The following is a 21,835-nucleotide window of genomic DNA, read 5'->3' on the forward strand; positions in this document are numbered from 1 at the left end:
TATTAGCTCGTTGGTAATAAATTCTGTTTAAAATCATTCAGTAAGTCTTGAACAAACTGAATGCGTTTTCGTCGGTCCGTTAATGGTACGCTAAACTTGAACTTAGTTGGACCTTCCATTGCAAATTTTTGCGGCTGTGATTGCAGGAGTTTAACCAAATACGCCGGGTTTATGTCAGCATCAGGGTAAAACTCGATGAATCCGCCCTTATCATGTGCCTCAATTTTCTTCGCTTTGAGACTTCCTGCCCCAATTTTCAGTTCTGAGACAGAGAGAAGGTTTTTGGTTGCATCTGGCAATAAGCCAAAGCGATCAATCAGTTCTACCTTCAATTCTGACAAGCCTTCGTTGTCGCTGACGCTTGCAATACGTTTGTACATTGATAGGCGTGTATTCACGTCAGGGATGTAGTCATCCGGTAACAAGGCTGGAATACGCATTTCAATTTCCGTTTGCTCACGAAGCAAGTCATCCAACGATGGTTCTTTACCTTCTTTCAATGCTTCAACCGCTTGTTCAAGCATCTCCATATACAGTGTAAAGCCAACCGATTGAATTTGACCACTTTGTTCGTCACCTAATAGCTCACCTGCGCCACGAATCTCAAGATCGTGCGTTGCAAGAGTGAAACCTGCGCCCAGATCTTCTAACGAAGCAATAGCATCAAGGCGTTTGATGGCGTCTTTGGTGATGGCTTTCGGATGTGGTGTCAATAAGTAAGCATAAGCTTGGTGGTGCGAACGACCTACACGACCACGTAATTGGTGAAGCTGCGCAAGACCAAGGTTATCGGCACGATCCATGATAATGGTGTTTGCCGTCGGAACATCGATACCTGTTTCAATAATAGTGGTACAAACGAGTAAGTTGAAACGCTGGTGGTAGAAGTCGTTCATGATGCGTTCTAGTTCGCGTTCACGCATTTGACCGTGGGCAACCGTCACACGAGCTTCTGGGATCAGCTTTTGCAAGTCTTCAGCGGTTTTCTCGATGGTTTCGACTTGGTTATGCAGGAAGTACACTTGACCACCGCGCATAATTTCTCGCAATGCGGCTTCACGAACGACCGAATCTTCATGCTGGCGCACAAACGTCTTGATCGCTAAACGACGCGCTGGTGGCGTTGCGATGATCGATAAATCACGCATACCACTCATCGCCATGTTCAACGTTCGCGGAATTGGTGTCGCGGTAAGCGTTAGGATGTCGACATCGGCACGCATTGCTTTTACTTTCTCTTTCTGGCGTACACCAAAACGGTGTTCTTCGTCGACGATCAACAAGCCAAGATCTTTGAATTTAATGTCGCTTGAAAGCAGCTTATGGGTACCAACAACGATGTCTACTTTACCGTCCGCGACGTCTTGAAGGATCACTTTCTGCTCTTTCGCTGATTTAAAGCGCGAAAGGACCTCTACACGAATTGGTAAGTTAGCAAAACGATCACGGAAGTTTTCAAAGTGCTGCTGAGCGAGCAGGGTAGTCGGCACCAATACAGCCACCTGCTTGCTGTTGTCTGTTGCCACGAAGGCTGCTCGCATTGCAACTTCGGTTTTACCAAAGCCAACGTCACCACATACGAGTCGGTCCATCGCTTTTGCTTGGCACATGTCCGAAAGTACCGCATTGATGGCGGTGGATTGGTCGTCCGTTTCTTCAAATGGGAATGTCGCTTTGAATGTGGCGTATTGGCCACGATCCAACTCGAATTTGTAACCCGGTTTTAGCTCGCGTTTTGCGTAAACATCCAGAAGTTCTGCTGCGACGTCACGTACTTTTTCTGCCGCTTTACGACGTGCTTTTGCCCACGCTTCACCGCCGAGTTTATGCAGTGGTGCACTCTCTTCTGCACCGCCAGAATAACGGCTGATTAAGTTCAGGGAAGAAACCGGAACGTAAAGTTTGGCGTCGTTTTGATACTCAAGAGTCACGTATTCCGTTTTCATACCACCGGCTTCAAGCGTTTGCAGGCCGATGTAGCGTCCGATACCGTGGTCAATGTGTACGACAGGTTGCCCCGGTTTTAGCTCGGCAAGGTGGCGAATGACGGTGTCACTATTGACGGTTTTTTTGTCTTTGCGACGGCGTTGGATAACGCGGTCGCCGAGTAGGTCGCTTTCACAAATTAGTGCAAAGTTCAGCTCATCATGGATAAAGCCATGTTCTGCAGCGCCAAGTATCAGGCTGAATCGGTCATTTGAATCTAGTGCTTGGTATATTGAGCCATGAACCACGGGACGTACTTTGATGCCTTGCAACAGTTCTGTCAGCGCTTCACGACGGCCTTCTGATTCGACAGAAAAGACGATTTTTCCCGTAAATTGTTCGCTAAATTGGCGAAGGCGAGACAATGGCTCTTTGTTTTGTTGCTGGACACCAAGCTCTGCCAAAGACTGTACCGCTAGGTTCTGACGACCAGCACGTTTAACAATTTTCTCTAGGCTTAATAGGGCCTGAGGCAATTGTTTGATGTGCTTAAATAGTTCGTCTTTCTTTAGCCACAGTTCATGAGGGGCCAATAGCGGACGAAGTGGGTCGATTTTCTTTTGATCGTAACGGTAGTCAACGTCATTTAAGAAAGTATCGACCGCTGCTTCGATGTCTCCATAAATGATCAGTTGCGAATCTTCTGGTAAGTAATCGAACAGAGTCTCTGTGTGATCGAAGAACAATGGTTGCCAATATTCGATACCGGCAGGCCATGTTCCTTTAGTGACCTGCATATAAATCGATTCAGGCTCTCGGCGTGCTTCAAACTGTGTACGCCAACGGGTACGGAAGTCTTCGATTGCTACCTTGGTCGTTGGAAATTCGTGCGCAGGCAGTAATTGGATCTGCTGGATGTCTTCGATCGAACGTTGGTTCTCTGGGTCGAAAGTTCGTATCGTGTCGATCTCATCATCGAAGAAATCAATACGATAAGGGTCGGAGCTGCCCATAGGGAACAAATCTAAGATCGAACCGCGACTGGCGTATTCACCCGGTCCAAACACTTGATCGACGTGACGGTATCCCGAGTTTTCTAGCTGAGTACGTAGCTTTTCGAGTGAGAACTGGTCGCCCGTCTTAACCATCAAAGTGTGTTGCAGCAAAAAGTCTCTCGGAGACTGACGTTGCAAGATTGTGCTGACTGGTACGATCGTCACACCATTACGTTGATGAGGCAACTGGTATAAACGTGCAATTCGGTCTGAGATAATTTCTTGGTGCGGTGAAAAATTATCGTATGGCAAGGTTTCCCAATCCGGGAACAGGCTCACGGTTTGGTCTGTAAACTGCTCAATTTCAGCTTGTAGTTTTAGCGCGATTTGTGGATCGGGCACCACAAGGACTGAATGGCTTGAGTGTTGTTTTGCCAGTTCCGCAATGGCCATTGGTAATGCCGCGCCAGGTAAATTCCCTAGCTGTTTTTTATCGCCACGTTCAGACGGATTAGTGACGGAAAGAATCGTTGCTTTTGTCATGGTCGTTATTTGTTATCTCGCTCTAGTGAACGCTGACGCAGTAGTTTCTGTTGTTGGTACAAAGCGGCTTTGATCAATAAATCTTGGTCGGCTTCTCTGAGCAATTTATACCTCAGAGTGGTGATGAAACCACGGTCATAAGGCTCGCATGCCACTACCTGAGCGTAGCAGTAAATGGCTGCCGCAGGGTGATCTAAGAACAGTTTTACTCGCACTAATTGTTGAGTCTCAATTTCAGTTTCTGAGCGATAGCTGAGCTGGCTTGCTCCAAACTGAGTGGTTTGAAAGCGCAGTGTTGCATCGTCTTGTTGAGAGAGCATAAAACTAAGTAAAAGGTTGAGCTTTGAATTCTGTGTATCCAACAGGCTGATGACGTGTTTCAGCTCTTTAGTTTGTAGTTCAAGGCGTGCATTATCTGCCAGCATATCTAAATGGCTAAATTCGCTTGCGACAATAAAAGGCGTTGGAATTTCCGAGACAAAGGTTTCCTCATCAGGCAGAACGAAGTCCGCTCCTAATGTTTCGACATTAAGAGTGAGGTTGTGGTGTACGGTGAAGTATTCTTGCTCTGTCATTAATCGGTCCTTTTCTGCCAACGTCTCATTTCATTGAAGAAAGAGAGGGATAGGGCACTGATTATCGCTAACTGAAATAAGTTATCAAGTTTCCATGTTTTGTCTGGGTGAACTTTCTCGCTTAAAAATGGACTTATTGCATGTCGTTGACAAATTTAGCGATTATCTTGTCTTCTTCATTGTAAGAGTAAGGTAAGATAACTCTTATTATTTAGCACTATTAGAAAACCAGTTGGTTTGTCCTATATGTATCATCCTATCTCTTTGTTTATTGGCTTGAGATATCTTCGGGGTCGCTCCGGAGATAGGTTCAGTCGATTCGTGTCTTATATGTCGACCGCAGGCATTACGATCGGTGTGATGGCGCTTGTGACCGTACTCTCTGTCATGAACGGTTTTGAAGCGCAACTAAAAGAGCGCATTTTAGGTGTGTTACCTCACGCCGTAATTTCACAGCATGATGGCAAAACGCCAATGACAGCGACGGCGCCTGAATTTATCCAGAAGATGTCTACGACGGCAAAGCCTGAACCGATCGTTCGTGGAGAAGCGGTTATTCAAAGTTCTGCACAATTGACCGCGGGCTACTTGATTGGGATTGAACCAAAACAAGGCGACCCTATTTCAAACCATTTAATCGCAGGTCGATTGTCTTCTTTAAAAGCGGGTGAGTATAAGGTCTTCTTAGGACACAGCTTGGCGCGATCGTTAAAAGTCTCAATGGGCGATAAAGTGCGTTTAATGGTAACGAATGCATCACAATTTACTCCGTTAGGGCGTATTCCTAGTCAGCGTAACTTTACCGTTGCGGGGTTGTTTAATACTGGCTCGGACGTTGATGGACAATTGATGATTGTGAACATGACGGATGCGGCAAAGTTGATGCGCTTACCTAAAGAGACGGTCTCTGGTTGGCGTGTCTTTTTCTCCGACCCGTTTATGGTGACTGAGTTTGCAGATAAACCTATGCCTGAAGGTTGGCAGTGGAGTGACTGGCGTGCACAACGCGGTGAACTTTTCCAAGCGGTTAAAATGGAAAAGAACATGATGGGCTTGATGCTCGGTTTAATAGTCGGTGTTGCCGCGTTTAACATCATTTCTGCTTTGATCATGGTGGTGATGGAGAAGCAATCTGAAGTCGCAATTCTCAAAACCCAGGGGATGAAGCAATCTCAGGTGATGGCTATTTTTATGGTTCAAGGTGCCAGCAGTGGCGTAATTGGCGCGATTGTTGGTGGAGTGGTAGGCGTGGCTTTGTCGCTTAACCTCAATGCGATTCTGGAAGCGGCTGGTGTGGCGCTATTTAGCTTTGGTGGCCATCTGCCAATTGTTATCGATTCATTCCAAATTTTATTAGTGGTAGTGCTGGCGATTGCTCTGAGTCTTGCTGCAACTGTATATCCATCTTATCGAGCATCTTCTGTTAAACCTGCTGAGGCACTTCGCTATGAATAAGCTATTAGAATGTCGTGATATTCGTAAAGTCTACCGAGAGGGATCGTTAGATACAGAAGTGTTGAAAGGCGTGAGCTTTGATATTGATAAAGGTGAGTTAGTGTCAATTGTTGGCTCATCGGGCTCAGGGAAAAGTACTTTACTGCACATCCTTGGTGCGTTGGACGACGCATCACAAGGTGAGGTCGACTTTCTTGGCCAAGACCTATCTGCATTGAGTTCAAATAAACAAGCCGCGTTGCGTAACAAACACCTTGGTTTTGTGTATCAATTCCATCATTTGTTGGCGGATTTTACAGCAGTAGAGAATGTGGCAATGCCCCTGCTGATCGGTGGAACGAAAGTATCGGAAGCAAAAGAAGCTGCTCAAACTCTACTCGAAAAGGTGGGGTTAGGTCATCGCATGGATCATCGTCCGTCCGAACTTTCTGGTGGTGAGCGTCAGCGCGTAGCCATTGCACGAGCTTTGGTGAACAAGCCTGATCTGGTATTGGCGGATGAGCCAACGGGTAACTTAGACCACAACACTGCTCTGGCGATTTACGATTTGATGCGTGAATTAAACCAAGAGTCGAACATTGCCTTTTTAGTGGTTACTCATGATAACGAGTTAGCCGCGAAAATGGATCGCCAAATGCATATGCAAGATGGCTTGCTGGTGGATCGCTTTATCACTGAAACAGCGGTTGCGGAGGGCTAATTTTGTTTTCATCTCTAGCACTGATGATCGGGGGCCGATTCAGTCGCGCTAAAAAGCGTAACAAAATGGTGTCGTTCATTTCGCTTTCTTCCACGATTGGTATTGCGGTTGGCGTTGCGGTTATCATTATTGGCCTTTCAGCAATGAATGGTTTTGAACGTGAGCTGCAATCGCGCGTGTTATCAGTTATTCCGCATGGTGAGTTAGAAGGGGTCAATGGACCACTGCACAACTACACCAAAACTATGAATCAGGCATTGAGTCATGAACATGTTGTCGCGGCGGCGCCTTATGTTCGCTTTACTGGTTTGGCGGAAAAAGGCAGCAAGCTTAAAGCCGTTGAAGTACGAGGTGTCGATCCGGCTTTTGAGCAGGCCGTATCAAGCATGTCTGATTTTATTGATCCCCAAGCATGGCAGAATTTTTATGCTGGTCAGCAGCAAGTCATTCTGGGGCGTGGAGTTGCCAACGAATTAAATGTTGAGGTTGGTGACTACGTTACGTTAATGATTCCGCAAACGGGAAGCACCAGCAAAGTTCAAGCACCAAAACGTGTGCGAGTCAAAGTCTCAGGTTTTTTAACGCTTAACGGCCAGATCGATCATTCACTCGCTCTGGTTCCATTAAAAGATGCACAGGCGTATGCACGTTTAGGCGATGGTGTTACAGGAATTTCATTGAAGACAGATGATGTACTCAATGCACCTTCGATCGTGCGTGAAGTCGGCAGTCTGATTGATGTGTATGTCTACCTCAAGAGCTGGCAACAACAATTTGGTTTCTTGTATCGCGACATCCAACTGGTTCGCACCATTATGTACTTGGTGATGGTTCTGGTGATTGGTGTAGCAAGCTTCAACATCGTTTCTACATTGATGATGGCCGTAAAAGATCGCGCTGCAGAAATTGCGATATTACGCACCATGGGCGCAAAAGATGGGCTAATTAAACGTATCTTTGTATGGCAAGGTGTGTTCTCGGGCGTATTCGGAAGTATTGCAGGCAGTATTGTTGGTGTGTTTGTCGCGCTAAACTTAACCCCCATCATTAAAGCGTTAGAGAGTTTAATCGGACATCAGTTCTTATCGGGTGACATCTACTTTGTTGACTTCTTACCTTCCCAGTTGCATTGGCCTGATGTGGCTTTGGTTTCGGGAACGGCAATCATGTTGAGCTTGTTAGCAACTTGGTACCCTGCTTCTCGCGCAGCGAAGCTCAATCCTGCTGCGGTATTGAGTTCCAAGTAATCGAAAGAAAGACTTTAGCCGCCGCTCTCAAGCGGCAGGCACAAAAAAGGACCGAATCTCGGTCCTTTCTTTTATCTATGTTCAGCTTATCTCTGTCATGGCTCGGTAGACTTCATACTTGAGTTACAGCGCCTTTCATGTCGAACGTTAACTGTTCTCCATTCGATGCTCTACAACCTGCTAATTGAAGAATAAGTACTTATCTTATCTTACGTTTTTGCCAGCTTCTCACGACTGAGTAACGCCAAAGCCCCCGAATACCAAAATAGCCAATGATGGCTGATACAACGCCGCATATTGCGCAGCCTAGTAGGAACGGTGGTCCAATAGTGTTCATTTGTTGCATGATGAATTCCCACGACAACTCAAAATGGAATGGCTGTGGAGGAACGTGCATAACCAAAGCGCCAAGTTTGTACGCAAAGTAGAACAGAACTGGCATCGTGATAGGGTTGCTGATCCATACCAATGCAACAGAAAGCGGTAAGTTAACGCCAAGCATGATGGCGAGACCTGCGGCCATGATCATCTGACTCGGAAGCGGAACAAACGCCATAAATAAGCCAACAGCAAAAGCACCAGATGCAGAGCGACGGTTTAAACACCACAAGTTTGGGTTGTATAACACGTTGCCGAAGACCTTTAGTGCTTTTTGGCGTTTGATCATTTCATGATCTGGCATGAAGCGTTTTATCAGCTTTCTAGGCATAGGACGACATGACTCTCTTAGAAAAAAGTTGGACCTTGGCATTATTTGTCGCGAGCGTTATTTCGTCTGCATGGTGGCCGACGATGCCAGATTGGCGATGGTTGCTGCTGGGAATAATTGCCATTGGCTCAATAATCAAATTACGTCGAGGCTTAATTAGCATAGGCGTAATTTCGGGCTGTATGGTTGTTATTGTCCACGGCAATGTTATGGAACATCAAAGACAAGCCCTGTTTCAAGCAGGGGTGAATATTACCATAATTGGTAAAGTTGACAGCCCTTTTACGCAAATAAGTCACGGATATGAAGGAATTGCGGTGGTTCGCGGGGTGAATTCTCAAAACCTGTTACCTTTTCTTAAACCGAAAATCCGTCTGATAACCCCTTTCCCACTGCCTGTTAACAGTGACTTTACTACTCAAGTTTCACTTAAACCCATTCTAGGGTTGAGAAATGAAGCGGGTTTTGATTCTGAGCAACAAGCCATTGGGCAGGGAATTGTTGCAAGGGCAACGTCGTCACGTAATGCCAAGTGGCAGGTTCGTTCTTCGTACTCTGTTCGTCAGCAAATCATTCAGTCGGTTTCTGGAAGCATCTCGCGCCTCAAACATTATCCACTCATCAATGCGCTCGCCTTTAGTGACCGCTCACTTTTAACATATCAAGATTGGCAGCAGCTACGGGATAGTGGGTTATTGCACCTTGTCTCTATTTCCGGTTTGCATATTGGGATGGCATTCAGTTTTGGTATTTTCGCCGGGGTTGCGCTTCGGTATATTTTTTTCAATCTCCAGCTGTTACCACCTGTCATTGGGATTATCACCGCGTTTTTGTACGCTTGGCTTGCAGATTTTTCTTTGCCGACGATAAGAGCTTTTTCTGTCTGTGTTATTTATGTGTCATTAAAGTTTTGGCTGGTGTATTGGAGCGCTTGGCGTGTATTGCTGTTAGCAGTCGCTATTCAGCTTTGCATTGAACCTTTTGCTTCTCTTAGTCTGAGTTTTTGGTTGTCGTATCTCTCTGTTGTTGCGGTACTGCTTGCGGTGAATGCCGTTCAGAGCCACAAGGGGGATTGGAAGGACAAGTTGATCTTGTTGTTGAAAGTACAGTTAGTACTTACTTTGTTGATCGTGCCGATCAGCGGGTATTTCTTCTCTGGCACCAGTCTAACCTCAATTATTTATAACCTAGTATTTATACCTTGGTTTGGGATGATTGTGGTCCCTCTGATGTTTCTTGCACTCATGTTTTCACTTTGCTCTTATTTCATTTCGGCGTGGTTTTGGCAAGGCATGGACTGGGCGCTATGGCCATTGAGTTGGTCTTTACCCTTTGCCACAGGGAGTTGGCAGTTTCTCAGTTTAAAAGCAACGCTTCTTGTCGGTGTGGCAAGTGCTTGTCTTTTGCTTGGTCGCTTTTTTCGGGCGAACGGACTGCTTTTATTACTTTTGGTCACGACTTGTGTGGTGTTCTTTCATGATTCAACTAGAGACCGATGGCGAGTGGATGTTCTCGATGTTGGGCATGGGCTTGCAGTATTGATCGAAAAAGGCGGCAAGGTATTGCTTTATGACACAGGTAAAGGATGGGGGAGCGGTAGCATTGCTGAGCAGGTTATCGCCCCGACTTTGCATCGTCGAGGTTACGGTTCCATTGATGGGGTCATCATTAGCCATGCGGACTCTGACCATGCAGGAGGTCGTCAATACATCGAAAGTGCTTTCAATCCGACCAATAAGTTCAGCAGCCAGAATTATACTGACTACAAAGCGTGCGTTGCAGGGGAGTACTGGTCGTGGCAATCCTTGAATATGGAAGTGTTGTGGCCACCGAAGTTGGTTCAACGTGCCTACAATCCCCACTCTTGTGTGATTAGGGTAGTCGACTCTCAATCTGGTTTCCGTCTGCTGCTGACGGGAGATATTGAAGCCATAAGTGAATGGATACTCATGCGTGAGCCTGAGAAACTAGAAAGTGATGTGATGTTGGTTCCTCACCATGGCAGCAAGAGTTCTTCGAACCCCAAATTTGTTCAAGCCGTTTCCCCCAAATTAGCCATTGCTTCTCTCGCAAAAAGTAATCAATGGGGGATGCCTGCTGAAAATGTTGTATCAGCTTATGAAGAGAGCAAGGCGCTTTGGTTAGACACAGGCAGTGATGGTCAAGTATCGGTGTTTATTGAGCAAGACAATTGGCACTTCGAAGTTAAACGAAGTGAGACATTTGACCCTTGGTATAGGCAGATGCTGCGTAAGGGGGTAGAATAAGAGTCTTAATGTAAGAAAATAAAGCACTTCTATGTCGATAAATACTGATGAAACGACCTGGCAGACGTTTAAGCGTCTATGGCAATTTATTCGCCTTTATAAGGCCGGTTTGATCGTTGCTGTCATTGCATTAGTCGTTAATGCTGTTTCAGATACCTACATGATTTCCCTGCTTAAACCACTTCTTGATGAAGGTTTTGGCAATGCAGAGTCAGACTTTCTACGCACACTCCCATTAATTGTTTTCGCCATGATGTTTATTCGTGGTGTGAGTGGGTTTGTCTCGACCTATTGTTTGAGCTGGGTTTCCGGCAACGTCGTGATGCAAATTCGACGAATGGTGTTCAACCACTTTATGCATATGCCTGTTTCTTATTTTGATAAAGAAAAAACAGGCAACTTATTGTCACGTATCACTTACGACTCAGAGCAAGTATCTGCTGCAACTAGCCAAGCATTGGTCAGTATCGTTCGTGAAGGTGCAAGTATCATTGGCTTGTTGGTTTTGATGTTCTACAACAGCTGGCAATTGTCTTTGGTACTGTTTGCTGTTGCTCCTGTTGTTGCTTGGGGTATTGGTATCGTTTCTAAACGATTCAGAAAAATTTCAAAGAACATGCAAACCATGATGGGTCATGTGACGGCTTCCGCGGAGCAAATGCTGAAAGGTCATAAAGTCGTACTAAGTTATGGTGGTCAAGACATCGAAGGCAAACGCTTCGAGAAAGTCAGCAATCAGATGCGCCAGCAAAGCATGAAGCTAGTGACAGCTCAAGCAGCTGCGAACCCGATCATTCAAATGATTGCATCTATCGCGATTGTTGTCGTGCTTTACCTTGCTAGTATCGACTCAATTAAAGACCAGTTGACTCCGGGTACATTTACGGTTGTATTCTCTGCGATGTTTGGTTTGATGCGTCCATTGAAAGCTCTGACGAATGTTACGTCACAGTTCCAACGCGGTATGGCGGCAAGCCAAACCTTGTTTGCACTGGTCGATCTAGAACCAGAAAAGAACGAAGGTAAATTCAAAGTAGAGCGTGCGCAAGGCGATGTAACTGTCAAAGATGTCAGCTTTACTTATGAAGGTGCAGAAAAACCAGCGCTTGAGAATGTCAGTTTTGACATTCCAAAAGGTAAGACGGTTGCTCTCGTTGGGCGCTCAGGTTCAGGAAAGAGTACCATTGCTAATTTGTTCAACCGTTTCTATGACGTAAGCAGTGGTTCAATTACGCTTGATGGTCATGACATTCGTGATTATGAGCTTAAGAATCTTCGTGAGCAGTTTGCGCTTGTTTCGCAAAACGTACATTTGTTCAACGACACGATTGCAAACAACATTGCTTACGCGACAGAAGAACAATACTCACGTGAAGACATTGAGCGTGCAGCCAAACTGGCTCATGCGATGGAGTTCATTGGTAAAATGGACGGTGGCTTAGACGCGATGATTGGCGAAAATGGTGCGAGTTTGTCAGGTGGCCAGCGCCAGCGTGTCGCAATTGCACGTGCACTTCTACGTGATGCACCTGTGCTGGTACTTGATGAGGCAACGTCAGCTCTGGATACGGAATCGGAACGTGCTATTCAATCGGCGCTGGATGAACTGCAAAAAGACAAGACGGTACTGGTGATTGCTCACCGTTTGTCGACCATCGAAAACGCTGATGAAATCCTTGTAGTCGATGAAGGCGCTATCGTTGAGCGTGGTAGTCATGCTGATTTGATCGCTAAAGATGGCGCTTATGCCCAACTTCATCGAATTCAATTTGGTGCCTAAGCGCTGTGATTGAAAAGATCTGGTTCGAAAACCATCCGCTTAAATACTTGCTATGGCCGCTTTTGTGGCCATTAAGCTTGCTGTTTGGTGCGATAAGCCAATCGAAACGCCGTCAATACCAAGTCGGCAAGAAAGAAGCCTACAAAGCACCCGTGCCTGTTGCGGTCGTTGGGAACATTACTGCTGGTGGCAATGGTAAAACGCCAGTGGTAGTGTGGCTGGTAGAGCAATTGCAACTACTGGGTTATAAACCCGGAGTGGTATCGCGTGGTTATGGCGCAAAAGCACCTCAGTATCCGCTTGTTCTTGATGATAATACACCAGCGAAACACTGTGGTGATGAGCCTAAGCTAATTCATCGTCGTACTGGTGCGCCAGTAGCCGTAGACCCGATTCGTTCTAATGCGGTGAAAGCATTGCTTGAAACTGGCGTTGACATCATTATTACTGACGATGGCCTCCAGCATTACGCTTTAGAGCGAGATATCGAGTTCGTTATCGTTGATGGTAATCGCCGCTTTGGCAATGAAAGCCTTATTCCACTTGGCCCACTACGTGAAGGGGTAGAGCGTCTTGCTGAAGTCGACTTTATCATCATTAATGGTGGTCAAGCTCAGCATGGCGAAATGCCAATGTCTTTAGCGCCATCAAAGGCGATCAATTTGAAGACGAAGCAGCAAGTGGATGTGAGTGAGTTGAAAGACTTAGTCGCATTTGCTGGTATTGGGCATCCACCTCGTTTTTTTAATACACTTAACGCAATGAATGCGGATGTCAAAGTCACGAAAGGGTTTGCCGATCATCAGGACTTTGACCAAAAAGAATTAGATGCATTGGCTCAACAAGGAGCGAATGTGATTATGACAGAAAAAGATGCCGTTAAATGCGACCGCTATGCGCAAGACAATTGGTGGTATCTTCCTGTTTCTGCTCAGTTTGAACAACATGATGCAGAACGAATTTTAAATCGAATAAAAGAGGTTAAAGCGACTTATGGATCACCGTCTGCTTGAGATTGTAGCTTGCCCTGTGTGCAAAGGTAAGCTGACGTACGATAAAGATAATCAAGAGTTGATCTGCAAATTAGATCGCCTTGCTTACCCAATCAAAGAGGGTATTCCTGTTCTCCTTGAACCAGAAGCAAGAACCATGAGCATGGACGAGGGACGCTAATGTCTTTTACGGTTGTCATTCCTGCGCGTTACGCGTCAAGCCGCTTACCGGGTAAGCCGTTGGCAGACATTGGTGGTAAACCAATGATCCAATGGGTTTATGAGCAAGCGTTACAAGCGGGTGCTGAAGACGTGATTATTGCGACTGACGATGAGCGCGTATCGGCGGCTGCAGAGCAGTTTGGTGGCAAGGTTTGTATGACCTCGCCAAACCATGAATCTGGCACTGAGCGACTAGCAGAAGTGGTAGAAAAAATGGCAATTCCTGCAGACCACATTGTGGTTAATGTTCAGGGTGATGAACCATTGATTCCTCCGTCTATTATTCGCCAAGTAGCTGACAACCTAGCAGGTTGCGATGCGCCAATGGCAACGCTTGCGGTTGAGATTGAATCGGAAGAAGAAGTTTTTAACCCGAATGCGGTAAAAGTGGTCGCGGACGAGCGTGGTTACGCTATGTACTTTAGTCGTGCGACGATCCCTTGGGATCGTGACAACTTTGCCAAGCAAGACAAAACTATCGTAAATCCATTGATGCGTCACATTGGCATCTACGCTTACCGTGCTGGTTTCATCAACACTTATGTGAATTGGCAACCAAGTGCACTTGAGCAAATCGAGTGCTTGGAGCAACTTCGTGTGCTTTGGTACGGTGAAAAGATTCATGTTGCGGTTGCAAAAGAAGCGCCAGCAGCAGGTGTGGATACGCAAGCCGACCTTGAAGCGGTAAGAAAAATTATTGCAAAGCAAGCTTAGTACACCGCACTGACTGATTTAGATAGATAAAGGCTCCTAAGTTAGGAGCCTTTTCTTTTATTCATTAGTAGAAAGAGAGTTCTAGATATTTGTGTCGTACTGATTGCGTTTCGGACAGGTAGAGAGAATCTCTCGGTGTCCGGTATCTTTTACTTCCTCCAAAATCACATCGAAGCCCCATAAGCGATAAACATGTTTCAACACCTCTTCATAACTGTTATCCAATGGAATTCGGTTATGAGGGACGTATTGAAGTGTTAACGAACGATCGCCTCTCACATCCACGTTAAATACCTGAATGTTTGGCTCTAGATTGGCTAAGTTATATTGTGCGGCTAGCGCCTCTCGGATGCGTTTGTAACCCATCTCATCGTGAATGGCGGCAACCTCAACGAAGTTCTTACGATCATCATCATTAATGGCGAAAAGTTTAAAATCTCGCATTAGCTTTGGTGACAAGTATTGGCTGATAAAACTTTCATCTTTGAAGTTATGCATCGCAAAGTGAAGCGTGTCTAACCAATCGGCTCCGGCAATTTCTGGGAACCACTCTTTATCCTCATCGGTTGGCTCTTCACAGATACGTTTTATGTCCCTGAACATCGCAAAGCCAAGCGCATAGGGGTTAATGCCGCTAAAGTACGGACTGTTATAAGCAGGTTGAGCAACAACGCTGGTGTGGCTATGTAGAAATTCGAGAATAAACTTCTCTGATACTAAGCCTTCATCGTAAAGGTGATTCAGAATCGTGTAGTGCCAAAATGTTGCCCACCCTTCATTCATAACTTGGGTTTGTTTCTGAGGGTAAAAGTACTGGCTGACTTTACGGACAATTCGGACGATTTCACGCTGCCAAGGCTCCAGCAATGGCGCATGTTTCTCGAAGAAATAAAGCAGGTTTTCCTGTGGCTCACTTGGGAAACGAATCTTGATATCTTCTTCTTTAGTTTTTGCCTGTGGAACAGTACGCCAAAGTTCGTTCACTTGAGATTGAAGATAGGCTTCGCGCTCTTCTTGACGTGCTTTCTCTTCATTAATAGAGATTTTTTCGGGACGCTTATAGCGGTCTACACCGAAGTTCATTAATGCATGACATGAGTCAAGTAGTTGCTCAACTTCATGCACCCCGTATCGCTCTTCACATTCCGCAATGTAGTTCTTCGCAAACAAGAGATAGTCAATGATCGAGCTGGCGTCGGTCCACGTTTGGAACAGATAATTGCCCTTGAAGAACGAGTTGTGTCCATAACAAGCGTGAGCGATAACAAGCGCCTGCATCGTGATGGTGTTCTCTTCCATCAAATAAGCGATACATGGGTTGGAGTTAATCACGATCTCGTAAGCCAAGCCCATTTGACCGTGTTTGTAGTTTTGCTCAGTTTGGATGAACTTTTTGCCAAACGACCAATGATTGTAGTTGATGGGCATACCGATACTTGAGTATGCATCCATCATTTGTTCAGAGGTAATCACCTCGATTTGGTTTGGGTAAGTGTCGAGGCGATAATGCTCCGCGACACGCTTGATTTCTTTGTGATAACGCTCCAACAATTCAAACGTCCAGTCTGGGCCGTCTGGAAGCATATTTTCTCTGCGCTTCTTCGAAGCTTCCCCCGAAAGGTTTTTCGTTGCGGTATTCATCGCTAGCCTCCTTACGCCGTTTCTTTTTGGAATAGTTCACGGAAGACTGGGAAGATATCCTCCACAGAGCGGATGTTTTTCATGGCAAAGTTTGGGAAGGCTTCAGCAAGCTTCTCGTATTCATGCCATAGCGTTTGGTGTGAGCGTCGGGTGATCTCAATGTATGAATAGTACTGACAGTTAGGAAGCAGTTTATTCACTAGGAGTTCACGGCAACGCGGAGAATCGTCAGCCCAATTATCCCCATCGGATGCCTGTGCGGCGTAGATGTTCCATTGGCCTACAGGATAGCGGTCTTGCACGATTTCGTTCATTAGCTTGAGAGCGCTCGACACAATTGTTCCACCCGTTTCTTGCGAGTAGAAGAACTCATGTTCATCGACCTCTTTTGCTTGAGTATGGTGACGAATGAATACGACCTCTACATTTTCGTAGGTGCGCGTCAAGAACAGGTATAAAAGAACATAGAAGCGTTTTGCGATATCTTTGGTGGCTTGGTCCATAGAACCTGAAACGTCCATCAGACAAAACATGACCGCTTGGCTCGATGGCACAGGGCGCTTCTCATAGTTCTTGAAACGTAAGTCGAAGGTATCAATGAAGGGCACGCTTTCGATTTTCTTGCGCAGATCCTCAATTTCCTTCTTCAGACGATTTTCCTCGAGCTGCTGAGCTGGCTCGATGTTTTTGATGCGAGTAAGCTCATCCTCTAGTTCATTAAGAAGACGCTTTTTACCTGCTGTCATTGCGGTACGTCGAGCAAGTGATTGCTGCAACGAACGCACAATGGCAATGTTGGACGGAATGCCTGCAGTTTGGTAACCCGCACGATGGGTCTTCCATTCAGTTATTTTAGCAATCTGATTTTTTTCAAGATTGGGTAACTCCAAATCCTCGAACAAGATATCGAGATATTCATCTTTGGATATCTGGAAAACAAACTCGTCTTGGCCTTCGCCATCAGGACTCGCATTGCCTTCTCCTGCGCCACCACCTTGACCTCCACCTTTCGGGCGCTCGATTTTGTCACCAGTAATAAATTGGTCGTTGCCAGGGTGCACACGCTCACGTACGCCCCCTTTACCCTGATGAAACATAGGTTCGTTGATGTCTTTGTGCGGTATTGCAACGTCTTCGCCCGTTTCCGTGTTTGTGATCGAGCGTCGATTCACTGCGTCAGCTACCGACTCTTTAATCTGCTCTTTATGGCGTTTCAAGAAGCGCTGTCGATTAACAGCGCTCTTGTTCTTACCATTGAGCCTTCGGTCTATAAATTGCGCCATGAAATAGCCCTCTTCATGTTTCACAAGCGACCTAACTCAAACTGGTTAGGATGACTTACGTACTCGTAGGTACCACTCAGAAAGTAGGCGAACCTGTTTCTCGGTATAGCCTTTTTCCATCATGCGAGCGACAAAGTCGTCGTGTTTCTTCTGATCTTCAGAAGACGTTTTCGCATTGAATGAAATAACCGGAAGTAGCTCTTCGGTATTGGAGAACATTTTCTTCTCGATTACCGTGCGCAGTTTTTCGTAGCTGGTCCAAACTGGATTCAGACCATTGTTATTGGCTTTCGCACGAAGCACAAAGTTGACGATTTCGTTTCGGAAATCTTTCGGGTTTGAAATGCCAGCGGTTTTCTCGATCTTCTCTAGTTCAGCATTCAGAGAGGCACGGTCAAACAGCTGACCTGTTTCTGGATCGCGGTATTCTTGATCTTGAATCCAGAAATCTGCGTAAGTCACGTAGCGGTCAAAGATGTTCTGGCCATATTCAGAATAAGACTCTAGGTAGGCCGTTTGTACTTCTTTGCCGATGAACTCGACGTAACGTGGTACAAGGTAACCCTTCAAGAACTCGAGGTACTTTTCTGCCATTTCAGAAGGGAACTGCTCACGCTCAACTTGCTGCTCAATCACGTAGAATAGGTGGACAGGGTTTGCCGCTACTTCGGTTTGGTCGAAGTTAAACACACGCGATAGAATCTTGAACGCGAAACGGGTGGAAAGACCGTTCATACCTTCATCGACACCGGCAAAGTCGCGGTACTCTTGGTAACTCTTCGCTTTCGGATCGGTATCTTTCAGTGTTTCACCATCGTAGACACGCATCTTCGAGAAAATGGACGAGTTCTCAGGCTCTTTGAGTCGAGACAGAATACTGAACTGTGCCAGAGTCTCGAGTGTGCTTGGTGAACAAGGTGCTTTAGAAAGTTCACTGTTTTCAAGTAGTTTCTGGTAGATCTTCACTTCTTCCGATACACGTAAACAGTAAGGGACTTTCACTATGTATACACGGTCTAAGAATGCTTCGTTGTTCTTGTTATTACGGAACGTTTGCCACTCTGATTCATTTGAGTGGGCCAAAATCATGCCGTCGAATGGGATAGCAGACAACCCTTCCGTACCGTTAAAGTTACCTTCTTGAGTTGCCGTCAAGAGAGGGTGTAGCACCTTGATTGGCGCTTTGAACATCTCCACGAATTCCATCAAACCTTGATTTGCTTTACATAGCGCGCCGGAATAGCTGTAAGCATCTGGGTCATCTTGTGAAAAGTGTTCAAGCTGGCGAATATCAACTTTACCAACCAATGATGAGATGTCTTGGTTGTTTTCATCGCCGGGTTCAGTCTTCGCAATTGCAACTTGGTCTAGGATAGAAGGACGCACCTTAAGCACCTTGAACTTGGTGATATCACCGCCAAACTCGTGCAGACGTTTTGCAGCCCAAGGTGACATGATAGAGCGTAGGTAGCGATGCTCAATACCGTATTCTTTCTTAAGGATTTCGCCGTCTTCCGAAGCATTAAATAAGCAGAAAGGATGATCATTTACGGGGCTGCGCTCACCATTGGCGCTGAGCACGTAAACTGGCATTTTTTCCATCAGTGCTTTTAACTTCTCAGCCAGTGATGATTTACCACCACCTACTGGGCCAAGAAGGTAAAGAATTTGTTTTCGTTCTTCCAAACCTTGCGCGGCGTGTTTGAGATAAGACACGATCTGTTCGATAGCGTCTTCCATGCCGTAGAAGTCTTTGAAGGTTTCATAACGAGAGATCACTCGGTTTGAGAAGATGCGGCTCAGTCTTGGATCTTGCGCAGTATCAATGACTTCTGGTTCCCCAATCGCTATGAGAAGTCGTTCTGCTGCATTGGCATAAGCGCTTTTATCGTCCTTGCACAGGGCTAAGAAATCCTGCAACGACATCTCTTCATCTTTTGAAGCTTCATATCTTGATTGATAGTGGTCGAAAATACTCATGTCGCTTTCCCCTTTAATAGTCAGTCTACCGACGAACGTTGACGCAGGCTTACCCACCTTTGATATGTCCTTCGTTGTATGAACTTATACGCCCTGTTATCGCATTTGGTTTGTACCGAACCCCAGTTAGGTCACGCCAAAGGCTTTGCTTTATGGACAATTTTTCACTGCAACGGAGGACGGTGGATAGGTACCTTTCAATCACTCCCTTTCTCATTTTAAGCCTAGTCGGGGATTTCCAATTTTGCTTAACAATTATGAATTTATTGCAAAAGTGACATTTGAATCACTGTTTAATGAGAGAAGAATTTGTGTTGTGAATGACAGTATAAGAAATCAATTATTTGGCGATAAATCGTCGATATCAGTGAATTCTAGGTGGTGTTTGGGAAAGCGTAGAGAAAGCTGACAGGTGAGATTTGATAAAATCGTGACAGGGGAGATGAAAAAAGGAGAGCGTTTACTCTCCTTTTCAAATGCTTAGTGCGTTATGCACTGAAAATTTGCGCCAATTCGTTTGCACACAAATGGTACTGACGAGGGCAGTTGCGCCATGTTTTCAACATGCGCTGGTATTTTTCCTGCATTGGCATTTGGCTGTTGAAGTGGTGATCAGCCTTATCAAATTGAGGATATAGACCTTCAGAATCCACAAGGAAACGAACGTAATGCACTTGTTGGGCTTCTGTTGCGATATCAAAACCAAGGAATTGCAGACGGCGTTGATCGACTTTGCTGCGCTCTTCGTCATCCAGCATCTTGTTGGATTCTTGCATCGCATGGTACATCTCCATGATGTCGATGATTTCACGACATTCAGATTCAGTAATGCAGCCAAAATCTTTGTTCAGTTCGCGCATTTGCAGCTCGTAACCACGTTCTACGATGGTCTGTAGACGCTTGTATTTTGCTGCGCTGCTAGGGTCCATCTGAGACATTAGGTTGTACTGGTTTGATAAGATCAAACGTTGAGCGTTTGACATTTCCATGATGACCTCACTAAATAATCTAATACATTTTTAATGTGCTTAGGTTAACGTTTCAGACGTTACTGAAACATGATCTCAACACATATTTAATATGAAAAATGGCAAGAATTATCAAATTTAGCCAGTTTACAAACAGCGTATGAATGCGTTGTGACATGCTATTTGTGGTAGTGGTTGTATATGTAATCTCGATCCGAGAATACTCTTAACCATTCTGGTTTGAATACGGTTAGGACCGCCAATGACATCCCATTAAGAAGCCCCTCGGGGAAAGCGAGTAATGGCACAAAAACAAAGTAGTTGTGCTGGATGGTTTGCCAGTCGTAATGACCGACTGATAGATGATAAACTGAGTTAATGAGTAGGTGTAAGCTACCGGTTAGTGCTCCATTGAAGAATCCCGCCACAAAAATGAAGACAAAAATATTGCGTGGCAAATATTGATAGCTGAGTAGAAAAACGAGGTAGCTTATTAGTATTGGTACCAGTGCAGAAAGTACGAGCGCACTTGGCAGCATTAATAGAGGAATACCGTGAATCAAATGATTGATGATCATGGCAGGGATACAGAGCAGAAAAGCCATTCGCCAACCGTACATCATTGTTAGCGTTGTCAAAGCAAGAAAGTGGATTTGCAACCCTTCTTTCACACCGGCTTGTGCAGACCACAAAATGCTAAGCAAGAAGAGCGTTGCGAAGATCAAATGTTGAAATGGTTTTTCTTGTTCCATTTTAGGCCAAACGACTGTTCGCCAATCGGGTAGGCAATGCATGATTACAACCCAACCAACAATGATGACCGATACGAAATTAAACCAATCCATGTTTGATATCCTGACTTTTGATTCCTTACGAGCTTTACTTACCGTTTTAACTGTGTAGCAGGTTTGTATACGTTTAATGTGTCGAGTATAGGGCATCAAATGTTTTGATTTGTTTGGTACTCTCGACGGTAATATGAGTAAAAAAATACCAGCGAATTGCTGGTATTTTTAATTTATTCAATAACCTAATATGACTTAGTATTTCACATTTGGATGGTATTGGGAAAGGATCGATTGGATTTCATCCATCGTTTCTTTCGATGGAGGGTTTACACCATCTAATGGGTAATCAAGCCCTAATGCTTCCCATTTATGCGCACCAAGTTTGTGGTACGGAAGAAGTTCCACTTTCTCAATGTTGTCCATATCTTTGATGAATTCACCAAGCATATGTGCCGCTTCAGGTTCATCTGTATAGCCCGGAACAACCACGTAGCGGATCCACGTTTTTTGACCGATTTTATGTAGATAGCGAGCGAAGTCTAAAACTCTACGGTTCGAAACGCCGATGAAATCTTGGTGAATTTCGTCTTTCATGTGCTTAAGGTCAAGCATTACAAGGTCTGTCGCTTCAAGCACTTCATCGATAACATCGGTATGTTTGCGGATGTAACCATTGGTATCAAGACAAGTGTGAATACCTTCCGCTTGAGCTGCGCGGAAGAAGTCTCGCACAAATTCTGGTTGAAGCATCGCTTCGCCACCAGAACAAGTAATGCCACCACCTGATGCATTCATGAAATGACGGTAGGTTTTTGCTTCAGCAATAATTTCTTCAACCGTCACTTCTTTGCCGTCATGCGTATCCCAAGTATCGCGGTTATGGCAATACTTACAACGCATTAAACAACCTTGCAAGAAGACGATAAATCGAATACCGGGTCCGTCTACGGTACCACATGACTCAAACGAGTGAATACGACCAGCTGTTGACATCTTTTGCTCTCATTTTTTAATAAATTCTACCCGTTATTTTATTACAAATTGCAGGGT

General features: G+C 45.3%; 17 protein-coding genes. 8 read left to right on the forward strand and 9 right to left on the reverse strand.

All coding sequences use genetic code 11. The annotated features are described in order from the left end of the window. Positions 1–2 precede the first annotated feature (2 nt). Together mfd and VJL_RS03915 are read right to left on the reverse strand one after the other, a co-directional pair. Positions 3–3,464: a transcription-repair coupling factor gene (gene mfd, locus VJL_RS03910; protein ID WP_038875919.1), complete on the reverse strand. Its 3,462-nt coding sequence runs from the start codon at positions 3,462–3,464 to the stop codon at positions 3–5. A gap of 5 nt (positions 3,465–3,469) precedes the next feature. Then, on the reverse strand, positions 3,470–4,039 hold the full coding sequence (locus VJL_RS03915) for a PilZ domain-containing protein (RefSeq protein WP_038875921.1): 570 nt from the start codon (positions 4,037–4,039) through the stop codon (positions 3,470–3,472). Positions 4,040–4,285: 246 nt separating this feature from the next. On the opposite strand from VJL_RS03915, the gene lolC reads away from it, so the two are divergent. From lolC to lolE, 3 genes are read left to right on the forward strand one after another with little or no spacing between them, the layout of a single operon-like run. Next, complete coding sequence (gene lolC / locus VJL_RS03920) at positions 4,286–5,494, forward strand: lipoprotein-releasing ABC transporter permease subunit LolC (RefSeq protein WP_038875923.1); 1,209 nt, start codon at positions 4,286–4,288, stop codon at positions 5,492–5,494. Further along, a complete protein-coding gene (gene lolD / locus VJL_RS03925; RefSeq protein ID WP_038875924.1) occupies positions 5,487–6,194 on the forward strand; it encodes a lipoprotein-releasing ABC transporter ATP-binding protein LolD in 708 nt (235 codons plus the stop codon). Before lolC ends, lolD begins: the two co-directional genes overlap by 8 nt. Before the next feature lie 2 nt (positions 6,195–6,196). Next, positions 6,197–7,441 (forward strand): lipoprotein-releasing ABC transporter permease subunit LolE, encoded by a 1,245-nt coding sequence (lolE, locus tag VJL_RS03930; RefSeq protein WP_038866676.1) that lies wholly within the window; start codon positions 6,197–6,199, stop codon positions 7,439–7,441. Between the two features lie 199 nt (positions 7,442–7,640). Here the strand turns inward: lolE and VJL_RS03935 are convergent, their stop codons facing one another. After that, positions 7,641–8,150: a DUF2062 domain-containing protein gene (locus VJL_RS03935; RefSeq protein ID WP_005431694.1), complete on the reverse strand. Its 510-nt coding sequence runs from the start codon at positions 8,148–8,150 to the stop codon at positions 7,641–7,643. A gap of 8 nt (positions 8,151–8,158) precedes the next feature. Here VJL_RS03935 and VJL_RS03940 point away from each other — a divergent pair, with 8 nt between their 5' ends. From VJL_RS03940 to kdsB, 5 genes are read left to right on the forward strand one after another with little or no spacing between them, the layout of a single operon-like run. Then, a complete protein-coding gene (locus VJL_RS03940; protein WP_038875925.1) occupies positions 8,159–10,417 on the forward strand; it encodes a DNA internalization-related competence protein ComEC/Rec2 in 2,259 nt (752 codons plus the stop codon). A gap of 31 nt (positions 10,418–10,448) precedes the next feature. Further along, entirely contained in the window at positions 10,449–12,197 is a 1,749-nt protein-coding gene (msbA, locus tag VJL_RS03945; RefSeq protein ID WP_038866683.1) for a lipid A ABC transporter ATP-binding protein/permease MsbA, read from the forward strand. A 5-nt stretch (positions 12,198–12,202) separates the two neighbouring features. Further along, positions 12,203–13,210 carry a tetraacyldisaccharide 4'-kinase gene (gene lpxK / locus VJL_RS03950; protein ID WP_038875927.1) on the forward strand — a complete coding sequence of 336 codons (1,008 nt, stop codon included), beginning with the start codon at positions 12,203–12,205 and terminating at the stop codon, positions 13,208–13,210. Beyond that, positions 13,191–13,370: a Trm112 family protein gene (locus VJL_RS03955; RefSeq protein WP_005378451.1), complete on the forward strand. Its 180-nt coding sequence runs from the start codon at positions 13,191–13,193 to the stop codon at positions 13,368–13,370. Before lpxK ends, VJL_RS03955 begins: the two co-directional genes overlap by 20 nt. Continuing rightward, entirely contained in the window at positions 13,370–14,125 is a 756-nt protein-coding gene (gene kdsB, locus VJL_RS03960) for a 3-deoxy-manno-octulosonate cytidylyltransferase (protein WP_038875929.1), read from the forward strand. The genes VJL_RS03955 and kdsB overlap by 1 nt, the downstream gene beginning before the upstream one ends. A gap of 81 nt (positions 14,126–14,206) precedes the next feature. Here kdsB and VJL_RS03965 read toward each other — a convergent pair whose 3' ends face one another. The 6 genes from VJL_RS03965 to pflA form a co-directional block, all read right to left on the reverse strand. After that, positions 14,207–15,766 (reverse strand): SpoVR family protein, encoded by a 1,560-nt coding sequence (locus tag VJL_RS03965; protein ID WP_038866687.1) that lies wholly within the window; start codon positions 15,764–15,766, stop codon positions 14,207–14,209. Between the two features lie 11 nt (positions 15,767–15,777). Continuing rightward, positions 15,778–17,049: a YeaH/YhbH family protein gene (locus VJL_RS03970; protein ID WP_038866690.1), complete on the reverse strand. Its 1,272-nt coding sequence runs from the start codon at positions 17,047–17,049 to the stop codon at positions 15,778–15,780. Between the two features lie 45 nt (positions 17,050–17,094). Beyond that, the gene (locus VJL_RS03975) at positions 17,095–19,029 is read right to left on the reverse strand and encodes a PrkA family serine protein kinase (protein WP_038867152.1); all 1,935 of its coding nucleotides are present in this window, start codon (positions 19,027–19,029) and stop codon (positions 17,095–17,097) included. A 488-nt stretch (positions 19,030–19,517) separates the two neighbouring features. Then, the gene (locus VJL_RS03980) at positions 19,518–20,018 is read right to left on the reverse strand and encodes a YfbU family protein (RefSeq protein ID WP_038866692.1); all 501 of its coding nucleotides are present in this window, start codon (positions 20,016–20,018) and stop codon (positions 19,518–19,520) included. Between the two features lie 158 nt (positions 20,019–20,176). After that, positions 20,177–20,842, reverse strand: coding sequence for an energy-coupling factor ABC transporter permease (locus VJL_RS03985; protein ID WP_038875931.1), 666 nt, complete (start codon positions 20,840–20,842; stop codon positions 20,177–20,179). Positions 20,843–21,037: 195 nt separating this feature from the next. Next, positions 21,038–21,778: a pyruvate formate lyase 1-activating protein gene (pflA, locus tag VJL_RS03990; protein WP_038866696.1), complete on the reverse strand. Its 741-nt coding sequence runs from the start codon at positions 21,776–21,778 to the stop codon at positions 21,038–21,040. Positions 21,779–21,835: the final 57 nt, after the last annotated feature.

The organism is Vibrio jasicida CAIM 1864 = LMG 25398 (assembly GCF_000400365.1).
Classification (GTDB): domain Bacteria; phylum Pseudomonadota; class Gammaproteobacteria; order Enterobacterales; family Vibrionaceae; genus Vibrio; species Vibrio jasicida.

Excerpts from the sequence above, each read along its gene's own strand:
- VJL_RS03915 (WP_038875921.1), bottom strand. The coding sequence starts at position 4,039 with ATGACAGAGCAAGAATACTTCACCGTACACCACAACCTCACTCTTAAT.
- VJL_RS03935 (WP_005431694.1), bottom strand. The coding sequence starts at position 8,150 with ATGCCTAGAAAGCTGATAAAACGCTTCATGCCAGATCATGAAATGATC.
- VJL_RS03970 (WP_038866690.1), bottom strand. The coding sequence starts at position 17,049 with ATGGCGCAATTTATAGACCGAAGGCTCAATGGTAAGAACAAGAGCGCT.
- pflA (WP_038866696.1), bottom strand. The coding sequence starts at position 21,778 with ATGTCAACAGCTGGTCGTATTCACTCGTTTGAGTCATGTGGTACCGTA.
- lolD (WP_038875924.1), top strand. The coding sequence starts at position 5,487 with ATGAATAAGCTATTAGAATGTCGTGATATTCGTAAAGTCTACCGAGAG.
- VJL_RS03985 (WP_038875931.1), bottom strand. The coding sequence starts at position 20,842 with ATGGATTGGTTTAATTTCGTATCGGTCATCATTGTTGGTTGGGTTGTA.
- mfd (WP_038875919.1), bottom strand. The coding sequence starts at position 3,464 with ATGACAAAAGCAACGATTCTTTCCGTCACTAATCCGTCTGAACGTGGC.
- VJL_RS03940 (WP_038875925.1), top strand. The coding sequence starts at position 8,159 with ATGACTCTCTTAGAAAAAAGTTGGACCTTGGCATTATTTGTCGCGAGC.
- msbA (WP_038866683.1), top strand. The coding sequence starts at position 10,449 with ATGTCGATAAATACTGATGAAACGACCTGGCAGACGTTTAAGCGTCTA.
- VJL_RS03965 (WP_038866687.1), bottom strand. The coding sequence starts at position 15,766 with ATGAATACCGCAACGAAAAACCTTTCGGGGGAAGCTTCGAAGAAGCGC.
- kdsB (WP_038875929.1), top strand. The coding sequence starts at position 13,370 with ATGTCTTTTACGGTTGTCATTCCTGCGCGTTACGCGTCAAGCCGCTTA.
- VJL_RS03980 (WP_038866692.1), bottom strand. The coding sequence starts at position 20,018 with ATGGAAATGTCAAACGCTCAACGTTTGATCTTATCAAACCAGTACAAC.
- lolC (WP_038875923.1), top strand. The coding sequence starts at position 4,286 with ATGTATCATCCTATCTCTTTGTTTATTGGCTTGAGATATCTTCGGGGT.
- VJL_RS03955 (WP_005378451.1), top strand. The coding sequence starts at position 13,191 with ATGGATCACCGTCTGCTTGAGATTGTAGCTTGCCCTGTGTGCAAAGGT.
- VJL_RS03975 (WP_038867152.1), bottom strand. The coding sequence starts at position 19,029 with ATGAGTATTTTCGACCACTATCAATCAAGATATGAAGCTTCAAAAGAT.